Source organism: Scandinavium manionii (assembly GCF_024764775.1).
Lineage (GTDB): Bacteria > Pseudomonadota > Gammaproteobacteria > Enterobacterales > Enterobacteriaceae > Scandinavium > Scandinavium manionii.
In genome coordinates, this window is sequence record NZ_JALIGC010000032.1 from 37,093 (window position 1) to 56,751 (window position 19,659).

The window sequence follows — 19,659 nt, forward strand, 5'->3', positions numbered from 1 at the left end:
AGGAGAAAACGATGGGAGAAAGTCATTCCCGCCCCGTCCTGATTACCGGTGGAGGCCGCCGTATCGGCCTCGCCCTTGCCCATCATTTTCTGAATCAACAGCAGCCGGTGATTGTCAGCTACCGCACGCGCTATGACGCTATCGGTGTGCTGGAACGTGCCGGTGCGTTGTGCATCGCAGCCGATTTTTCCAGTGATGACGGCATTTTATCTTTCGCGGAAACCGTGAAAACCCATACCAATAGCCTGCGGGCGGTCATTCACAATGCCAGTAGCTGGCGGGCCGAAAAGCCCGGCGTTTCATTGAGCGACGTGATGCAACAGATGATGCAAATTCACGTTAATGCGCCCTACTTACTGAATCATGCGCTGGAAACACTGTTGCGCGGTCACGGCCACGCGTCCAGCGATATCATTCATTTCACCGATTACGTGGTGGAAAAAGGCAGCGACAAGCATATCGCCTACGCCGCCAGTAAAGCCGCGCTCGACAATATGACCCGCTCATTTGCCCGCAAGCTGGCGCCGGAAGTGAAGGTCAACGCCATCGCCCCGGCGTTGATTTTGTTTAATGAAAGTGATGATGCGGAATATCGCCAGCAGGCGCTGAATAAATCGCTGATGAAAGTCGCGCCTGGCGAAAAAGAAATTATCGACCTGGTGGATTATCTGCTGACCAGTTGTTACGTCACCGGACGGTCGTTCGGCGTCGACGGCGGTCGTCCGCTGCGTTAATGCACCCGGCTCCAGAGGGCGATTAACAGCCACGCGCTCAGACTCCAGCACCCGACTGCGCCTGCCAGCGCCAACGGCAGGCGCAGAAAGCCGGTGAAATACCACAGCGAAAGCAGATAGAAAAAGTAGGGAATGATCGACCACATACCAAACACGATGGTGGTGCGCAGCGCCTCGATGCCCCGCTCGCTGGCAATAATATAATGCGCAATCAGGGCGAACGTCGGAAACAGAGGAATAAGCCCGGCAATATAATAATTTTTCGTTTTCGCCAGCACACCAATCAATAACACCACCAGCGCACCCAGCGCCGCTTTTATCAGTAAAGCCATCTTCCAGCCTACAATTCACCCGATGAATGAGTCGAGGATAGCGGAAGTTACATTGTTTATGAAAGATTAATAGCACCCCACAGAATGGCGGTGTATTTTAGCTTTTTTCGCCTCGCACAGTTGATATGAATAAGATCGTTTTTGTGGAAGATGATCCGGAAGTCGGATCGCTCATCGCCGCCTACCTTGGCAAGCATGATATGGACGTTATCGTTGAACCGCGCGGTGACCGCGCTGAAGAAGTGGTTCTGCGTGAAAAACCCGATCTGGTCCTGCTCGACATCATGCTGCCCGGCAAAGATGGGATGACCATTTGCCGCGATTTGCGCGCGCAGTGGCAAGGCCCGATCGTTCTGCTGACCTCGCTCGACAGCGACATGAACCATATTCTGTCTCTGGAAATGGGCGCCAGCGACTATATCCTCAAAACCACCCCGCCTGCGGTGCTTTTGGCACGTCTGCGTCTGCACTTGCGTCAGCACGTTGCACAGCCGACAGGAGAGAAACCGGCAACCGGACTGATGCAGCATAAAGCGATCCGCTTTGGAACGCTGTCTATCGACCCGGTCAATCGCCAGGTATTGCTCAGCGGCGTGAATGTCACCCTGTCGACCGCCGATTTTGACCTGCTGTGGGAGCTTGCAACCCATGCGGGGCAAATTATGGACCGCGACGCGCTGCTGAAAAACCTGCGCGGCGTGACCTATGACGGGATGGACCGCAGCGTGGACGTGGCGATTTCTCGCCTGCGTAAAAAGCTGCTCGATAGCGCCACCGAGCCGTACCGTATTAAAACCGTGCGTAATAAGGGCTATCTTTTCGCCCCCCACGCCTGGGATAACTAATTTTTCGGACTTCCGGGGCCAGAAATGAAAAAGTTGTTCGTGCAGTTTTACCTGCTGCTGTTTGTCTGCTTTCTGGTGATGACCATGCTGGTCGGGCTGGTGTATAAATTCACTGCCGAACGTGCGGGCCGACAGTCCCTCGACGATCTGATGAAAAGTTCGCTTTATCTGATGCGCAGCGAACTGCGTGAAATCCCGCCCCGGGACTGGAGTAAGACCCTTAAAGAGCTTGATCTCAATCTCTCTTTCGATTTACGCATTGAGCCATTGAATAAATTCCAGCTGGCAGAAAGCTCGATGGAGCATTTACGCCGGGGCGATATCGTCGCACTCGACGATCAGTACACTTTTATTCAGCGCATTCCGCGCAGTCATTACGTTTTGGCCGTCGGCCCGGTGCCGTATCTCTATTACCTGCATGAAATGCGATTGCTGGACGTCGCCCTGCTGGCGTTTATCGCCATCTCGCTGGCCTTCCCTGTGTTTATCTGGATGCGACCGCACTGGCAGGACATGCTACGTCTGGAAACCGCAGCCCAGCGCTTTGGTGAAGGACACCTTACCGAGCGTATTCATTTTGACAGTATGTCGAGCTTTGAACGGCTTGGGGTGGTGTTCAACCAGATGGCGGACAACATCAATACGCTGATCGCCAGTAAAAAACAGCTCACCGACGGGATAGCCCACGAACTGCGTACCCCGCTGGTGCGTCTGCGCTACCGTCTTGAGATGAGCGAGAATTTAACCGACGCGGAATCTCAGGCGCTGAACCGGGATATCGGTCAGCTCGAAGCGCTTATCGACGAACTGCTGACCTACGCGCGCCTCGACCGCCCGCAGAATGAACTGATCCTCACCACGCCCGACCTCCCCGCGTGGATAAGCGCCCATGTCGATGATATTCAGACCGTCAATCCTCAACGCGATGTGTCTCTGGTGAAACTGACGCCGGGTCACTACGGCGCGCTGGATATGCGTCTGATGGAACGGGTACTGGATAACCTCGTGAACAATGCGATGCGCTACAGCCGGCAGCAGATTCAGGTTAGCCTGACGCTGAACGACGGACGCGCGACACTGCTGGTTGATGACGATGGTCCGGGCATTGCGCCTGACGAACGCGAACGTGTGTTCGAGCCGTTTGTGCGCCTCGACCCAAGCCGCGACCGCGCCACCGGAGGATGCGGACTGGGCCTGGCTATCGTGCATTCCATTGGTCATGCGATGTCAGGGGAAGTGAGCTGCGACGCCAGCCCGATTGGCGGCGCGCGTTTCTGTTTCAGCTGGCCGGTGAACGTTTCGCAAAACCTTAACGCCCCTGCCTGAGCGAACATTGCACAATGCCACCACCCGGCTTATAGTAAAAACTAATGAGTATGTTGTAACTAAAGTGGGTGTTATGGCCGATTACGACCTGATTGAGCGTTTAACCACAACTTTCCGCCAGATGGAGCACGAACTGCTCGAGCTGCAGCAAATGCTGGCGGACTGTCGGCTACTTGCCGCGCGGGTGTTCGAACTACCGGAAGTGAGCAAGGAGCATGAGCACGACCCGCTCTCTGCCATTTCGGTCGCGCAGCATCTGGGCGATGCGGCGCGGCTGAAAGCGCTGAACCACTATAGTCACCTGTTTATTCAGCAGCAGTCGGAGAACCGCAGCAGTAAAGCGGCGGTACGTTTGCCCGGGGTGATTTGTCTGCATCCGGAGCCGGAGCAGTTGCAGGTACTGGACAACAAAATCAGCAGCATTAACGCGCTAAAAGCGGCGTTCGAGGCCATTGTCACCGTCGAGTCTGGTTTGCCCTCCGCGGCCCGCTTTGAGTGGGTGCATCACCATTTACCCGGGTTGATTACCCTCAAAGCCTACCGTTCCCTGACGCTGTTGCGCGACCCGGCCACCATCCGCTTTGGATGGGCCAATAAACACATCATCAAGAATCTGACCCGTGACGAAGTGCTAAAACAGCTGGAAAACAGCCTGCGCTCGCCGCGTTCCGTGCCGCCTTTCACTCGTGAACAGTGGCAGGCCAAACTGGAGCGTGAGTATCAGGACATCGCGGCGCTGCCGCAGAAGGCAAAACTGAAGATTAAGCGTCCGGTAAAAGTCCAGCCGATTGCGCGCGTGTGGTATGCAGGAAAGCAAAAACAGGTGCAGTACGCCTGTCCAGGACCGATGATCGCGTTGATATCCGGCACCCAAGGCGTTAGCGTACCGGAGATTGGAGAGTTGCTGAATTACGATGAAGATAACGTACAGTATCGCTATAAGCCTGACGCGCAGTCGCTGGAACTGATCATCCCACGACTGCACCTGTATCTGGCTAGCGACTGATTTTCATGCTGCCGACCATCGCTTGCGGACGTACCCACTCGTCAAACTCAGCGTCGGTCAGATAGCCGAGTTTCAATGCCGAGGCCTTCAGCGTCAGCCCGTCTTTATGGGCTTTTTTGGCAATTTCTGCCGCTTTGTCGTAGCCAATATGGGTATTGAGCGCAGTGACCAGCATTAGCGATTCATTCAGCAGCTGATCGATACGTGCGCGGTTTGGCTCGATCCCCACCGCACAATGCTCGTTGAAACTTTCCATTCCATCCGCCAGCAGGCGCACCGATTGCAGGAAATTATGAATCACCATCGGGCGATACACATTCAGCTCGAAATTGCCCGATGCGCCCCCCATATTCACCGCCACATCATTGCCCATCACCTGACAACACAGCATGGTCATCGCTTCGCACTGCGTCGGGTTCACTTTGCCGGGCATTATCGAACTACCAGGTTCGTTTTCAGGGATCGATAGCTCACCAATACCACAACGCGGGCCGGATGCCAGCCAGCGCACATCGTTGGCGATTTTCATCAGCGATGCCGCCAGCCCTTTCAGTGCGCCGTGGGCGTGAACCAGCGCATCGCAGGTTCCTAACGCTTCGAATTTGTTCGGCGCGGTGATAAACGCCTGTCTGGTGATTGCCGCCAGTTCATCCGCTACGCGCCTGGCGTATTCCGGATGGGTGTTCAGGCCGGTGCCAACCGCCGTGCCACCCAGCGCCAGCTCGCTTAAGTGTGGCAGCGTTAAATCGATATGTTTTAGATTGTGTTCCAGCATCGCCACCCAGCCTGAAATCTCCTGCCCGAGCGTCAGCGGCGTGGCATCCTGCAAATGGGTGCGGCCAATTTTGACGATATCGGCGAAGGCGTGGGATTTGCCGCTCAGCGTCTTTTTCAGCACCTGTAACTGCGGGATAAGGTTTTCGCGAAGCGCGATCACCGCCGCAACGTGCATGGCGGTCGGGAATACGTCGTTCGAACTCTGGCTTTTGTTCACATCGTCATTAGGGTGAACCTTACGCTCCATGCCACGCACGCCGCCGAGCAGCTCACTGGCGCGGTTGGCCAGCACTTCGTTCATATTCATGTTGCTCTGCGTACCAGAGCCAGTTTGCCAGATGGCGAGGGGAAATTCGTCTGCGTGTTTGCCCGCCAGCACTTCGTCGGCGGCGCTGACGATAGCATTGGCTTTATCAGCCGGAAGCAGCTGCAAATCCTGATTGACCTTGGCGGCCGCGCGTTTGGTCAGCGCAAGCGCAGCAATCAGCGAGACCGGCATTTTTTCAGTGGATATGCGGAAATGTTCCAGCGAGCGCTGGGTTTGCGCGCCCCACAGCTTGTCTGCCGGAACCTCAATCGCGCCCATGGAGTCGCTCTCGCGGCGTAACGTTGTCATGACTTTCTCCTTGAAATCAAAGTGAAGGGTTTCGACGAAGCTCGCATGCCTTCCAGAACGTTAAGTATTGATGCTTTTTTAACTTTTGTTTTATCGCAATCAACCAAAAAAAGCCGCCCCGAGGAGCGGCCTGTTATCACTTCACGCAGCGGTCACACTGCGACGACTGAATCTGCTGGAAGAAATCATTACCTTTATCGTCTACCAGGATAAACGCCGGGAAATCTTCAACTTCGATTTTCCAGATGGCTTCCATCCCCAGTTCCGGGTATTCGACGCACTCAAGGCTCATGATACTGCCCTGCGCCAGTACGGCTGCCGGGCCACCGATGCTTCCGAGGTAGAACCCACCGTGTTTGTGACACGCGTCGGTCACCTGCTGGCTACGGTTGCCTTTGGCGAGCATGATCATGCTGCCGCCTTCCGCCTGTAACTGGTCGACGTAGGAATCCATACGTCCGGCGGTGGTTGGGCCGAGAGAGCCCGAGGCATACCCTTCCGGCGTTTTGGCCGGGCCTGCGTAGTAAATCGGGTGATCTTTCACGTACTGCGGCAGACCTTCGCCGTTGTCCATGCGCTCTTTGAGTTTTGCATGGGCGATGTCACGGGCCACAATAATGGTGCCGTTCAGCGACAGACGGGTGGAAACCGGGAAGTCAGAAAGCTGGGCGAGGATCTCTTTCATCGGACGGTTGAGGTCGATTTTTACCGCTTCACCTTCTCCGGCGTTGCGCAATTCCTCAGGAATATACTTGCCTGGATTGTGTTCAAGCTTCTCAATCCACACACCTTCGCGGTTGATTTTCGCTTTGATGTTGCGGTCTGCAGAACAGGACACGCCCATTCCCACCGGACACGACGCACCGTGACGCGGCAGGCGCACCACGCGAATGTCATGGGCGAAGTATTTACCGCCGAACTGCGCACCGAGGCCGAGGTTTTGCGCTTCAAGCAGTAATTCCTGCTCAAGCTGAATGTCACGGAACGCCTGGCCGTGCTCGTTACCTTCGGTCGGCAAGCCGTCGTAGTATTTAGTCGACGCAAGTTTAACCGTTTTCAGCGTCGCTTCTGCAGACGTACCGCCAATCACAAACGCGATGTGATACGGCGGGCATGCTGCGGTGCCGAGCGTACGCATTTTCTCGACCAGATAACCTTTCAGCTTCGCCGGGGTGATCAGCGCTTTGGTTTCCTGATAGAGGTAGGTTTTGTTGGCGGAACCGCCGCCCTTGGCGATGCACAGGAACTTATACTCTTCGCCGTCGACGCTGTAGAGGTCAATCTGCGCAGGCAGGTTGGTGCCGGTGTTGACCTCTTTATACATGTCCAGCGGCGCGTTTTGTGAATAGCGCAGGTTGTCTTCGATGTAGGTGTCATACACACCGCGGGCCAGTGCCGCGTCATCGCCACCGCCGGTCCAGACGCGCTGGCCTTTTTTACCGACGATGATCGCCGTGCCGGTGTCCTGACAGGTCGGCAGAATACCCTTCGCCGCGATATCAGAGTTGCGCAGGAACTGTAGCGCGACGTATTTATCGTTTTCGCTGGCTTCCGGGTCATTCAGAATATCGGCGACCTGCTGCTGATGCGCCGGGCGCAGCATAAATGAGGCATCATGGAAGGCGTGTTTGGCCAGCAGCGTGAGCGCCTGCGGGTCGACTTTAAGGATTTCCTGGCCTTCAAATTCGGTAACAGAGACGTGGTCTTTACTGAGGAGATAATATTCGGTGTCATCCTTTTTCAGAGGAAAAGGATCCTGATAGATAAAGGGTTTGTTCGACATTGTACTCTCACTTACGACGTTGGCTGATTAATTCACGGGTCAGTTTTCCATAGACCCTGGGAAAAGCGAGTCCGCATATCCTACACAACTTTTTAACAAAAACTGAGACTAGTACGACTTTTTCCCTGAGAAGGTTACTTCTGTGCGGTTTATTGGTTTAATACGAACAGATAATTTCCTTATGAATACAGGGCTTGATAATGCAAAAACTCATCAACTCAGTGCAGAACTATGCCTGGGGTAGTAAAACTGCGTTAACGGAACTCTACGGTATCGCCAACCCGGACAACCTGCCAATGGCAGAACTCTGGATGGGTGCGCATCCGAAGAGCAGCTCGAAGATAACCGATGCCAGCGGCCAGGTCCGCAGTCTGCGTGACGTTATCGACGCCGATAAAGCCGCACTGCTGGGCAAAAACGTTGCCGACCGTTTCGGTGAACTGCCGTTCTTGTTTAAAGTACTGTGCGCCGATAACCCGCTCTCGATTCAGGTTCACCCGAATAAGAAAGCGTCCGAAGAAGGCTTTGCCAAAGAGAACGCCGCGGGTATTCCGCTGGACGCAGCCGAACGTAACTACAAAGATCCGAACCACAAACCGGAACTGGTATTCGCCCTCACCCCGTTCCTGGCGATGAACGCATTCCGCGAGTTTTCTGACATTGTCTCTCTGCTGCAGCCGGTTTCTGGGGCGCACACCTCCATCGCCCATTTCCTGCAAGAGCCGAGTGCCGAGCGTTTGAGCCAGCTGTTCGCCAGCCTGCTGAATATGCAGGGCGAGGAAAAATCCCGTGCGCTGGCCGTACTCAAAGCCGCACTCAACAGCCAGCAGGGCGAGCCGTGGGAGACCATTCGCTTTATCGCTCAGTTCTACCCGGACGACAGCGGTCTGTTCTCGCCGCTGCTGCTGAACGTGGTGAAGCTCAATCCAGGCGACGCGATGTTCCTGTTTGCAGAAACCCCACATGCTTACTTGCAGGGTGTGGCGCTGGAAGTGATGGCGAACTCCGATAACGTACTTCGTGCGGGTCTGACGCCGAAATACATCGACATCCCGGAACTGGTGGCGAACGTGAAATTCACGCCGAAACCGGCGGCCGAACTGCTGACGCAGCCGGCTAAAAACGGCTCTGAGCTTGATTTCCCGATCCCGGTCGACGATTTTGCTTTCTCGTTGCACGACCTGAGCACGGCGGGTGCCGACGTTGCTCAGCAGAGCGCTGCAATCCTGTTTTGTGTTGAAGGTGAAGCGGTATTGCGTAAAGGTGAACAGCAGCTGGTGCTGAAGCCTGGTGAGTCCGCTTTTGTCTGCGCCAACGATTCGCCGGTTAATCTGAGCGGCGTCGGCCGTATCGCGCGGGTTTTTAATAAGCTCAAGTAAATACTGAAGATCGGGGCAACTCTTGCTAAGCTTGAGGCAGCCTAACGACATCACAGGCGGACGATTCCGCCTGTTTTTATTTTATGGACAAACGCTATGAAAAAATCGCTGGTTGCAGTTGGAATTATTGTGGCTTTAGGAGTGGTGTGGACCGGGGGATCCTGGTACACGGGTAAACAGCTGGAAGGTCGTCTGGCCGATATGGTTGCGCAGGCCAATACGCAGCTCGCAAGCACCGCGCCGGAAGCCGGTATTCAGCTGGCCTATCAAAACTACCAGCGCGGCGTGTTCAGCAGCCATCTTCAGATGGTGGTTAAACCAGTAGACGGCGCGAAAAGCAGCTGGCTGAAACCTGGTCAGACCATCGTACTGGATGAAAACGTTTCGCACGGCCCGTTCCCAATGGCATCGCTAAAAACCTTTAACCTCGCCCCGGCGATGGCGACCGTTGAGTCAAAGCTGGTAAACAACGAGGCCAGCAAACAGCTGTTCGAACTGGCGAAAGGCCAGTCGCCGTTTGATATCAGCACCCGCATTAGCTATGCCGGTGACACCCGCTCCGACATCAGCCTTAAACCGTTAAATTACGAAAAAGGCGAAGAGAAAGTCGCTTTCAGCGGCGGTGAATTCCAGCTTGATGCAGACCGTGATGGCAACGCTTTCGCTCTGAACGGCGACATGGAAAGCGGCGTGATTAACGCGGTTAACGAATACAACCAGAAAGTACTGGTCACCTTCAACAACCTGAAAACCAGCGGCGACAGCAAGCTCACCAGCTTCGCAGAACGCATTGGCAATCAGAAAGTGACCCTGGATAAAATGGCGATTTCCGTGGAAGGCAAAGAGTTGGCGCTTCTCGATGGCATGACCATCGACGGTAAATCCAACCTGTCAAAAGACGGTAAAACCATCGATGCGACGCTGGACTACGCGCTCAACAGCCTGAAGCTTCAGGGCCAGGACATGGGCAGCAGCAAACTGGCGCTGAAAATCGGTCAGATTGACGGTCAGGCGTGGCACCAGTTCAGCCAGCAGTACAACAGTCAGGTTCAGGCCCTGCTTGCGCAGCCTGGCGTGATGGATAATCCGGAAGTGTATCAGCAAAAAGTGACCGAAGCGTTCTTCGGCGCCCTGCCGCTGCTGCTGAAAGGCGAGCCAGTGATTACCGTGGCACCGCTGAGCTGGAAAAACAGCAAAGGCGAAACCACCTTTAATCTGTCACTGTTCCTGAAAGATCCGTCCCAGGCGACCATCGCTCCGCAGACGCTGGCGCAAGAAGTCGATCGCAGCGTGAAATCGCTCGACAGCAAACTGGTCATCCCAATGGATATGGCGACCGAGTTTATGACTCAGGTAGCGCGTCTGGAAGGTTATCAGCAGGCTGATGCCGAGAAGCTGGCAAGCCAGCAGGTGAAAGGCCTGGCGGCGATGGGTCAGATGTTCCGCATCACCACCCAACAGGACAACAACATTCAGTCCAGCCTGCAATATTCGAACGGTCAGGTCTCCCTCAACGGACAGAAAATGCCACTGGCTGATTTTGTCGGGATGTTCGGCGTGCCGGATGTGGCTATTCCAGCGCCGCAGAGTGACGCTCCAGCCCCTGAACCACAGGGTCAAGCAGCACCTGCACCGGAAGACGCAACCCCGGCCATCGCGCCAAACTGATAATAAAACCGGCAGCCCTGCTGCCGGTTTTATTGCTGTTTGACCAGCCGCGGCGGCATAATCTGATTACGTGCCGTACTCTTTCTGTCTTCGATTCGCTGTAGCATTCTTTCCGCCACGCTTTTTCCCATTTCCCGGGCCGGGGTTATCACCCAACTCATCGGGGCATCATCGAGATCTTTTTCCGGTACATCAGCAAACGCCGCTAACGCAACCCGTTTATCGTAGTAATCGACCGCATGCTCGCCACTCTGCCAGCCTGCACGCATCAACCCCAGCCACGCGCCCATCGCTACCACGTTGTTGTAACACACCACTGCGGTGATGGTTGGATTATGCCTAAGGAGCTGTGTCAGCGCCTGTGACGCCTGTTTCTGGCTGGTTTCGCACTCAACGACCCATTCGCTGTGGAACGGTAATCCAAATTTCAGCAGCGTGGCGCAATATCCCCCGACGCGCTCCGCACGGGTCAACGACGCGCTCAGCCCCCCGAGCCAGGCGATGCGCTGGTGTCCACGTCGGATAAGATGTTCGGTTATCATTTGCGCCGCCTGCATGTTGTCAGGCCGGATTAAATCCACGTCATCGAGATAGCTTGCCCTGGAGGCAAAGACCAGCGGTACCCCGCTTTCATCGGCTTTATCACGCAACTCCATGCCCTGGTCCACCGAACCGGCGATCACCACGCCGTCCACACCTTGCGACACCAGGGTCGCGAAGCGCTGAAGCATATGTTCGCCCTGCTTCCCACCCTGAGTGAGAAACACCATTTTTCCCTGTGATTCAAGGGCTTCGATAAGCCCGGCGGCCAGCTCTGCGTAAAAGGGTGAACTGAGATCGCCGACAATCAGTCCGATGACCCCCGTTTGACCACCGCGCAGCGATGCCGCCTGACGGTTACGTACAAATCCGAGATGTTCAATCGCCTGACTGACGCGCTCACCCGTAGCGGTAGAAATACGCCCTTTGCCACTTAACACCAGAGAAACGGTGGCGACCGATACACCCGCAGCATGCGCGACATCGTTAATGGTGACTTTTTTTGCAATGGCCATGCGCCGCTTGCCACTCCTGCGTAGCGATAAAACGTTTTATCAATGGGTTATATTTATAAACCTAATCATAGTTTGATTATGTGATTTACCTCGCACTAAAGTTAGGTAAAACGTTTTATCTTCTCGCTGCATTCTACAACTACAACAGATTTTTAAGCACAAGGAGTCGTTATATGACGGCGAAAGCAGCACCAAAAATCACCCTCTGGGAATTTTTCCAGCAATTGGGCAAAACCTTCATGCTGCCAGTGGCACTACTCTCTTTCTGCGGGATCATGATGGGGATCGGCAGCTCGCTGAGCAGCCATGATGTCACCACATTACTGCCGTGGCTGGACACCCCGTTTCTGCAGGCCGTTTTCATCTGGATGGGTAAAGTCGGCTCGTTTGCCTTCAGCTTCCTGCCTGTGATGTTCTGTATCGCAATCCCACTGGGACTGGCGCGTGATAACAAAGGCGTGGCCGCTTTTGCCGGTTTTGTTGGCTTCGCGGTGATGAACCTCGGGGTTAACTTCTGGCTGACGGCGCAGGGTATTCTGCCGACAACGGATGCCGCCATTCTGAAAGCAAACAACATCCAGAACGTGATTGGTATTCAGTCTATTGATACCGGTATTCTCGGCGCGGTTATCTGCGGCGTTATCGTCTGGATGCTGCACGAGCGTTTCCATACCATTCGCCTGCCGGATGCGCTGGCGTTCTTCGGCGGCACGCGTTTTGTGCCGATCATCACCACCGTGGTGCTCGGCCTGGTCGGTCTGGTCATTCCGCTGATTTGGCCTGTGTTCGCAAAAGGCATCAACGCCCTCGGCTACGTGATTAACGAAGCCGGTGAGTTTGGTCCGATGATCTTCGGTACCGGTGAACGTCTGCTGCTGCCATTCGGCTTGCATCACATTCTTGTTGCCCTGATCCGCTTCTCTGAAGCAGGCGGCACCATGGATGTTTGCGGCCACTCGGTAAGCGGCGCCCTGACCATCTTCCAGGCGCAGCTGAGCTGCCCGACCACGCAAGGCTTCTCCGAAAGCGCAACCCGCTTCCTGTCTCAGGGCAAAATGCCAGCCTTCCTCGGCGGCCTGCCGGGTGCTGCACTGGCGATGTACCACTGCGCACGTCCGGAAAACCGTCATAAAATTAAAGGCCTGCTGATCTCCGGCGTAGTTGCCTGCGTTGTGGGCGGCACCACTGAACCGCTGGAATTCCTGTTCCTGTTCGTGGCTCCGGTACTGTATGTCATTCACGCACTGTTGACCGGCCTTGGCTTCACCGTGATGGCGGTCCTGGGTGTGACCATCGGGAATACCGACGGCAACATCATCGACTTCGTGGTGTTTGGGATCCTGCACGGTCTGGCGACCAAGTGGTATCTGGTGCCGGTGGTGGCAATCATCTGGTTCGTTGCCTACTACACCATCTTCCGCTTCGCTATCACCCGCTTTAACCTGAAAACGCCAGGTCGCGATACCGAAACCGCATCCAGCGTGGAAAAAGCCATGGCCGGTACTATCGGTAAATCAGGCTACAACGTTCCGGCTATTCTGGCGGCACTTGGCGGCGCGGATAACATCACTAACCTGGATAACTGTCTAACCCGTCTGCGTTTGTCGGTTGACGACATGACCAAAGTCGACGTTGAAGCTTTAAAAGCGAACCGTGCCATCGGCGTGGTACAGCTGAACCAGCACAGTCTGCAGGTCGTGATTGGCCCGCAGGTGCAGTCGGTGAAAGATGAAATGGCGACACTGATGCACAGCGTCGAAGCGTAAATCCCCTTTCCCCCTTCGCCCTGAAGGGGGACAATGTTTCCTCACCCGTTTTGACCGAAATGGAGTTTCCGATGTTTGATTTCTCAACGGTCGTCGACCGTCACGGTACCTGGTGCACCCAGTGGGATTACGTCGCAGACCGCTTCGGCGTTGCCGATTTACTGCCTTTCACTATCTCGGATATGGATTTCCCAACCGCACCTTGCGTGCTTGAGGCTATCAGCCAGCGTCTGAGCCACGGCGTCCTCGGCTACAGCCGCTGGAAAAATGACGAGTTTCTCGCCGCCATTCAGCACTGGTTCCAGACCCGTTTTGACAGCGCGATTAACACGGAACACCTGGTGTACGGCCCTTCGGTTATCTACATGGTTTCCCAGATGATCCGCCAATGGTCTGACGTGGGCGATGGCATCGTGGTGCAAACCCCCGCTTATGACGCGTTTTACAAAGCGATTGAAGGCAATCAGCGCACTATCGCCGCCGTACCACTGCACCAGACGAGTGAAGGCTGGGGTTGCGATATGGCCCTGCTGGAAAGCGTGCTCGCCGAACCGCGCAACAAAGTGCTGCTGCTGTGCAGCCCGCATAACCCGACCGGGAAAGTGTGGACCCATGAAGAATTGACCACCATCGCCGCACTGTGTCAGAAGCACGATGTGAAAGTGATCAGTGATGAAATCCATATGGATATGACGTGGAACGGACATCGGCATATTCCGTGGTGCGATGTCGCGCAAAGTGACTGGGCGCTGTTCACGTCTGGCTCCAAGAGTTTCAACATTCCGGCGCTCACCGGCGCGTATGGCCTGATTGGCAATGAGATCTCACGCAACGATTACCTCAGTGCGCTGAAAGGCCGCGATGGACTCTCTTCCCCCTCGATTCCCGCGGTGGTCGCGCACATTGCGGCCTATCAGCAAGGTGCTCCGTGGCTGGATGCGCTGCGCGATTATTTGCAGGGCAATATGCACTTTATCGCCAGCGAGCTGAACGCCGCGTTCCCAGAACTGAACTGGCACCCCCCGGAATCCACCTATCTGGCGTGGATTGATTTACGCCCGCTGCACATTGACGACAAACTGCTGCAAAAAGTACTGATTGAGCAGCAAAAAGTGGCCATCATGCCGGGTTATACCTATGGTGAAGAAGGCAACGGCTTTGTCCGTCTGAATGCAGGCTGCCCGCGCAGTAAACTTGAGCGTGGCATTCAGGGTTTGATCAACGCCCTTCACGCCGTCCGCTAAATATGTTGCGCAACGGAGATTTTCGTTGCGCAACATGGCTTTTCCATCCACTTTGACTCTATAATACGTCGCACTTTAACTAAAAAAAGAGTGCGACCATGATTCATAAAGACCTGCCCCTGACAGACATTCACCGCCACCTTGACGGCAACATTCGCGCACAAACCATCCTTGAACTTGGTCGCCAGCATAATATTGCGCTTCCTGCTTCCACTCTTGACGCTCTGCGCCCGCACGTGCAGGTCACCAGCCTTGAGCCTGATCTTGTCAGCTTCCTGAGTAAACTCGACTGGGGCGTGAAAGTGCTGGCGGATCTCGACGCCTGTCGTCGCGTTGCCTACGAAAACATTGAAGATGCTGCACAAAACGGCCTGCACTACGTTGAGCTGCGTTTTTCCCCGGGCTATATGGCGATGGCGCACAACCTGCCGGTGGCTGGCGTGGTAGAAGCGGTGATCGCTGGGGTAAAACAGGGCTGTCGTGACTTCCCGGTGCAGGCGAACCTGATTGGCATCATGAGTCGTACCTTTGGTGAAACTGCCTGCGAACAGGAGCTCAATGCCCTGCTCGCCCATCGCGACAGTATCACCGCGCTGGATTTGGCTGGTGATGAACTGGGTTTCCCTGGCAGCCTGTTCCTCAATCATTTCAATCGCGCACGTGACGCGGGCTGGCGTATCACCGTCCATGCGGGCGAAGCGGCTGGTCCGGAAAGCATCTGGCAGGCAATTCGTGAGCTGGGCGCGGAGCGTATCGGCCACGGTGTGAAGGCAGTAGAAGATCGCGCCCTGATGGATTTCCTCGCAGAGCAGCGCATTGGCATTGAATCCTGTCTGACCTCCAACATTCAGACCAGCACCGTGCCGTCGCTTGAGCGTCATCCTCTGAAGATTTTCCTGGAACATGGCGTGCTGGCATCGCTGAACACCGACGACCCGGCAGTTCAGGGAATCGATATTATTCACGAGTATGAAATCGCGGCCCCGGCGGCTGGCCTAACAGCTGCGCAGATTCGTCAGGCGCAGATTAACGGCCTGGAAATTGCGTTCCTGTCTGCGCAGGAGAAACAGGCGTTAATTCAGAAAGTAAAAGCAGCTTAAAAAAACGCCCGGCGGCGCGCTACTTGTCAGGCCTACATTTCACACTTGTAGACCCGCGCAAGCGCAGCGCCGCCGGGCACTGGAATCACTATCAAGTCAAACTGAGCGTCGAACGATGTTTCGCTGATTCAATCCCCAGCTCAATCAATTCCATAATCTGAATCGCCTGGCTGGCCGGAACCGGGTTCTCACCGCTGCCGTTCAGCGCATCGCGGATACCCGCGTAGTACGCCGGATAGTTGCCCGGCACCGTCAGCCACGTTTCTTCTGTACGCTCATCACCGTCCACACGCGTGACAACGCCATCGCGCATGTCGTATCCCCAATCCTCTTGCGGCAGACGTTCACCATTTTTCAGGCGTTCTTCCTGCGGGTCCAGACCATACTTCACATAGCTTGCGCGGGTGCCGTGCACGATATAACGTGCAGACTCCGCCGCCGCCAGCAACGTGCCGTGCAGAACCACACGACGCTGTGGATAGGTCAGAACGGCATGAAAATAATCCGTGGACTGCGCGCCAGGACGTAACTGCGCCAGATCGACCGTCAGGCTGACCGGCAGGCCGAACAGATTTACCACCTGGTCGAGCAGATGCGGAGCCAGATCGTACCAGATGCCGCTGCCCGGACCGCCCTGTTCACGCCAGCGGTTACGCACTTCCGGACGATAGCGGTCAAAATGCGATTCAAAGAAAGTCACTTCCCCGAGGGTACCGTCGGCAATTAATGCCTTCACGGTCAGAAAATCGCTGTCCCAGCGGCGGTTGTGGAATACGGAAAGCAGTCGGCCCAGGCTGCGGGCTAACGCATCCAGCTCACGCGCTTGTGACAACGTCACGGTAAACGGTTTGTCCACTACCACGTGTTTTCCCGCTTCCAGCGCGGCTTTAGCCAGCGGGAAATGAGTATCGTTAGGCGTAGGAATAACAATCAAATCGATGCTGGGATCGTTGAAGAGATGCTTTGGTTCAGAGACGACTTTCACGCCCGGCCAGTCCACTTTCACCTTCGCTTCATCACTACTGGAAACAGCCGCCAGTTCCATGCCCGGCGTACCGCTGATCAGCGGCGCGTGGAAGGTTTTACTCGCGTAGCCATAGCCTATTAATCCGACCCGAATAGTGTCACTCATGTTATCGCCCTCATCTGTGAATGTCCGTCATTTCACAACATATGCAGGTTGCTCACAACCCATTATTAACATAATCGCCCTTCCGCCAGTACGAGCGCTGTAACTTTCAGCTGCTGGTGAAAAAATCCGCAAGATTGTTCCGCAACGCCCTGGCCCGAAAGCCGTGTTCCTGGTAATATTTCGCCCCTGGATAATTTTGGACATTGATTGTTATGACTATGGTATTTAATCGCATCGTCGAGCTGGTGGGCTGGATTGTGCTTGGGGTGTGCGTTTTGCTGCTCATTGCAGCGCATCATATTGATAATTACCAGCCACCAGAGCAGCCTGTTGCGGCACAGCCGCATAAGTAAACGCCAGAAAGTGACCTCGGTCGCAACTATGTAACCGGTTTCTGAAACCGGTTGCAGACCCATATCCTCACTCCTTACACTGGACTTATCTCATCGATAAGGAGCGTGTAATGGCTGTATTTCCGAAAGACTTTCTCTGGGGCGCTGCAACCGCCGCGTATCAGGTTGAAGGCGCGCATAACGAAGATGGCAAAGGACTTTCCATCTGGGACGTATTCTCTCATCTTCCCGGTACGACCTGGCAGGACACCAATGGCGACGTCGCCGTAGATCACTACCACCGCATGCAGGAAGACGTGGCGCTGATGGCCGAAATGGGCCTGCAAAGCTACCGATTTTCCATCTCCTGGCCTCGCCTGCTTCCAAACGGGCGCGGTACCGTCAACGAAGCCGGGGTCAAGTTTTACAGTGATTTGATAGACACCCTGCTGGCGCACAACATCGTGCCAATGATTACCCTTTACCACTGGGATCTGCCGCAGGCCTTGCAGGATGAAGGCGGCTGGGAAGTACGCTCGACGGCACATGCCTTCGAAGAGTACGCGCGCCTGTGTTATTCGCGCTACGGCGACCGCGTTAAGCTGTGGGCGACCTTCAACGAAACCATCGTATTTATCGGCCATGGCTACATTACTGGCAGCCATCCGCCTTCCGTGCGTGACCCGGCGAGAGCCGTTCAGGCCTGCCACCAGGTCTTTATCGCTCATGCGCTGGCGGTGAAAGCCTTCCGCGAAATGAACGTTCAGGGCGAGATCGGTTTTGTGAACGTGCTGCAACCGCACACCGCGCTGACCAACAGCCCGGAAGACCGTATTGCCACAGAAATTGCCGATGCCATTCATACCCACTGGCTGTACGACCCGGTATTGAAAGGCCATTACCCGGAAACGTTGCTAGCGCAAACCCAGGCGCTGTGGGACGTGCCCCGCTTTGAGCCAGGCGATGACGAACTGCTGCGCAACAACATCTGCGACTTTATCGGCCTGAACTATTATCGCCGTGAAACCGTAGTCGCCAACCCGGGTGAAACCAAAACCGCCAGCAATCACAACGGTGAACCGAACAGCGGCGCGGAATTCGGCTTTAAAGACTTGTTTAAATTCGTCCGCAATCCGGATGGCGTTTATACCGACTGGGACTGGGAAATCTGGCCACAGGGGTTAACTGACGGCATCATGATGATCAAAGAACGCTATGGCGATATTCCGATGTACATCACCGAAAATGGCCTCGGGGCAAAAGACCCGATTATTGACGGGGAAATTGTCGACGAGCCGCGAATCGACTATTTGCGCATGCATATCGACGCAATGGAAAAAGCCATGGCGCTGGGCGCTGATGTTCGCGGATATTATCCGTGGTCATTTATCGATTTATTGAGCTGGCTGAATGGCTACAAAAAACAGTACGGTTTTGTTTATGTTGATCATCAGCAAAACCTGGCCCGTAAGCGTAAAAAGAGCTTCTTCTGGTATCAAAACGTGATTGCCACTCGCGGTGAACAGCGTTAATCTTCCTCACCAGGCGCCGTCCGGTGCCTGGTATTTAGCTTAGAAAACTCTTAATTTAAATTTAACAGCAACAGAATGACGTTCTGTGCTTGTTTTTGATATTTTTAGCCTAAATAATCCATGCAAATCTTATCGCCTGATTCCCTTACCCTGACTGGCGAAGATTGCCCTCACCAGGTTATTTTTACCTAATAAATACAACATTATAAAATGGAAGATCGCTAATATGACCGTTCAGGATTATTTATTAAAATTCCGAAAGATCAGTTCTCTTGAGAGTCTGGAAAAACTTTTTGACCATCTTAATTACTCGCTGACGGATACCCAGGAAATCGTGAATATGTATCGCGCGGCCGATCATCGTCGTGCAGAACTGGTTTCAGGCGGGCGTCTGTACGATGTAGGCCAGGTGCCAAAGACCGTCTGGCGCTACGTGCAATAAAGACTGTTTTCTCACGCGTCAGTTGCTTATACTTCTCGCCCTGCATTTTTGATTGACGCTGATTCTGGAGAAGTAATGTCCGCTGAACCGACGGAAGAACGTATTGGTGGCTGGCTACTCGCCCCGCTGGCATGGCTCATTGTGGCCTTACTCAGCGCTTCGCTGGCGGTCCTGTTGTACGCCGGCGTGCTATTGTCGCCTGCCGCACGTTCGAATCTGGCCGCTTTAACAACGACCAATTTAAGTCTGTGGCTACTGTCTTTGGTTTTTGCAATCGGCATGTGGTGTTACACCCTGTGGCTAACCGCGGCATTCTTTAAACGCCGGAAGCTGGTGCCTAAGCATTATATTATCTGGCTGCTGATTTCAGTGCTGCTGGCGGTGAAAGCCTTTGCCTTCGCGCCGGTGTCTGATGCCCTCGCATTACGCCAGCTGCTGTTCCCGTTACTGGCCACCGCGCTGCTGGTTCCGTATTTCAAGCGTTCAGAGCGCGTGAAGCGGACCTTCATCAAGCCGTAATAACCCTACAGATAATCTGTTGTCGCCTGCTGCGGTTTGACCGATAATAGGCGGCTTTTTTCGTTCCAGGT

18 protein-coding genes are annotated in these 19,659 nt (G+C 54.8%); 13 read left to right on the plus strand and 5 right to left on the minus strand.

The annotated features are described in order from the left end of the window. The first annotated feature begins 11 nt into the window (after positions 1 to 11). Positions 12 to 734 carry a dihydromonapterin reductase gene (folM, locus tag MUU51_RS03265; RefSeq protein ID WP_159767960.1) on the plus strand — a complete coding sequence of 241 codons (723 nt, stop codon included), beginning with the start codon at positions 12 to 14 and terminating at the stop codon, positions 732 to 734. Here folM and MUU51_RS03270 read toward each other — a convergent pair. Next, positions 731 to 1,066: a GlpM family protein gene (locus MUU51_RS03270; protein WP_159767957.1), complete on the minus strand. Its 336-nt coding sequence runs from the start codon at positions 1,064 to 1,066 to the stop codon at positions 731 to 733. The genes folM and MUU51_RS03270 overlap by 4 nt on opposite strands. Before the next feature lie 125 nt (positions 1,067 to 1,191). Between MUU51_RS03270 and rstA the strand changes: the two genes are divergently transcribed. The 3 genes from rstA to tus all read left to right on the plus strand — a co-directional run bounded on the left by rstA (position 1,192) and on the right by tus (position 4,243). After that, positions 1,192 to 1,911: a two-component system response regulator RstA gene (gene rstA, locus MUU51_RS03275; protein WP_159767954.1), complete on the plus strand. Its 720-nt coding sequence runs from the start codon at positions 1,192 to 1,194 to the stop codon at positions 1,909 to 1,911. Between the two features lie 24 nt (positions 1,912 to 1,935). Next, positions 1,936 to 3,237, plus strand: coding sequence for a two-component system sensor histidine kinase RstB (gene rstB / locus MUU51_RS03280; RefSeq protein ID WP_258967099.1), 1,302 nt, complete (start codon positions 1,936 to 1,938; stop codon positions 3,235 to 3,237). 73 nt (positions 3,238 to 3,310) lie between these two features. Beyond that, entirely contained in the window at positions 3,311 to 4,243 is a 933-nt protein-coding gene (gene tus / locus MUU51_RS03285) for a DNA replication terminus site-binding protein (RefSeq protein ID WP_159767948.1), read from the plus strand. On the opposite strand, the gene fumC is transcribed toward tus, so the two are convergent. Together fumC and fumA are read right to left on the minus strand one after the other, a co-directional pair. Next, complete coding sequence (fumC, locus tag MUU51_RS03290) at positions 4,233 to 5,636, minus strand: class II fumarate hydratase (RefSeq protein ID WP_159767945.1); 1,404 nt, start codon at positions 5,634 to 5,636, stop codon at positions 4,233 to 4,235. The genes tus and fumC overlap by 11 nt on opposite strands. Positions 5,637 to 5,772: 136 nt before the next feature. Continuing rightward, complete coding sequence (fumA, locus tag MUU51_RS03295) at positions 5,773 to 7,419, minus strand: class I fumarate hydratase FumA (RefSeq protein WP_258967100.1); 1,647 nt, start codon at positions 7,417 to 7,419, stop codon at positions 5,773 to 5,775. 200 nt (positions 7,420 to 7,619) lie between these two features. Here fumA and manA point away from each other — a divergent pair, with 200 nt between their 5' ends. Together manA and MUU51_RS03305 are read left to right on the plus strand one after the other, a co-directional pair. After that, positions 7,620 to 8,798, plus strand: coding sequence for a mannose-6-phosphate isomerase (gene manA / locus MUU51_RS03300; RefSeq protein WP_159767939.1), 1,179 nt, complete (start codon positions 7,620 to 7,622; stop codon positions 8,796 to 8,798). A 96-nt stretch (positions 8,799 to 8,894) separates the two neighbouring features. Continuing rightward, entirely contained in the window at positions 8,895 to 10,466 is a 1,572-nt protein-coding gene (locus MUU51_RS03305) for a YdgA family protein (protein ID WP_258967101.1), read from the plus strand. A 29-nt stretch (positions 10,467 to 10,495) separates the two neighbouring features. Here MUU51_RS03305 and MUU51_RS03310 read toward each other — a convergent pair whose 3' ends face one another. Beyond that, positions 10,496 to 11,521, minus strand: coding sequence for a Mal regulon transcriptional regulator MalI (locus MUU51_RS03310; RefSeq protein ID WP_159767933.1), 1,026 nt, complete (start codon positions 11,519 to 11,521; stop codon positions 10,496 to 10,498). A 173-nt stretch (positions 11,522 to 11,694) separates the two neighbouring features. Between MUU51_RS03310 and malX the strand changes: the two genes are divergently transcribed. The 3 genes from malX (at position 11,695) to add (ending at position 15,631) form a co-directional block, all read left to right on the plus strand. Beyond that, positions 11,695 to 13,287 (plus strand): maltose/glucose-specific PTS transporter subunit IIBC, encoded by a 1,593-nt coding sequence (gene malX / locus MUU51_RS03315; RefSeq protein ID WP_159767930.1) that lies wholly within the window; start codon positions 11,695 to 11,697, stop codon positions 13,285 to 13,287. Positions 13,288 to 13,358: 71 nt separating this feature from the next. Then, positions 13,359 to 14,531 (plus strand): MalY/PatB family protein, encoded by a 1,173-nt coding sequence (locus MUU51_RS03320; RefSeq protein ID WP_258967102.1) that lies wholly within the window; start codon positions 13,359 to 13,361, stop codon positions 14,529 to 14,531. Positions 14,532 to 14,629: 98 nt separating this feature from the next. Next, positions 14,630 to 15,631, plus strand: coding sequence for an adenosine deaminase (gene add, locus MUU51_RS03325; protein WP_258967103.1), 1,002 nt, complete (start codon positions 14,630 to 14,632; stop codon positions 15,629 to 15,631). A gap of 91 nt (positions 15,632 to 15,722) precedes the next feature. Here the strand turns inward: add and MUU51_RS03330 are convergent, their stop codons facing one another. Continuing rightward, positions 15,723 to 16,763: an oxidoreductase gene (locus MUU51_RS03330; RefSeq protein WP_258967104.1), complete on the minus strand. Its 1,041-nt coding sequence runs from the start codon at positions 16,761 to 16,763 to the stop codon at positions 15,723 to 15,725. 212 nt (positions 16,764 to 16,975) lie between these two features. On the opposite strand from MUU51_RS03330, the gene blr reads away from it, so the two are divergent. The 4 genes from blr to MUU51_RS03350 all read left to right on the plus strand — a co-directional run bounded on the left by blr (position 16,976) and on the right by MUU51_RS03350 (position 19,588). Continuing rightward, on the plus strand, positions 16,976 to 17,116 hold the full coding sequence (gene blr, locus MUU51_RS03335) for a division septum protein Blr (protein ID WP_110508386.1): 141 nt from the start codon (positions 16,976 to 16,978) through the stop codon (positions 17,114 to 17,116). A 110-nt stretch (positions 17,117 to 17,226) separates the two neighbouring features. Beyond that, positions 17,227 to 18,627: a GH1 family beta-glucosidase gene (locus MUU51_RS03340; RefSeq protein WP_159767918.1), complete on the plus strand. Its 1,401-nt coding sequence runs from the start codon at positions 17,227 to 17,229 to the stop codon at positions 18,625 to 18,627. 226 nt (positions 18,628 to 18,853) lie between these two features. After that, positions 18,854 to 19,069, plus strand: coding sequence for a transcription modulator YdgT (gene ydgT, locus MUU51_RS03345; protein ID WP_159767915.1), 216 nt, complete (start codon positions 18,854 to 18,856; stop codon positions 19,067 to 19,069). Between the two features lie 75 nt (positions 19,070 to 19,144). Further along, positions 19,145 to 19,588: a DUF2569 domain-containing protein gene (locus MUU51_RS03350; protein ID WP_258967105.1), complete on the plus strand. Its 444-nt coding sequence runs from the start codon at positions 19,145 to 19,147 to the stop codon at positions 19,586 to 19,588. Positions 19,589 to 19,659: the final 71 nt, after the last annotated feature.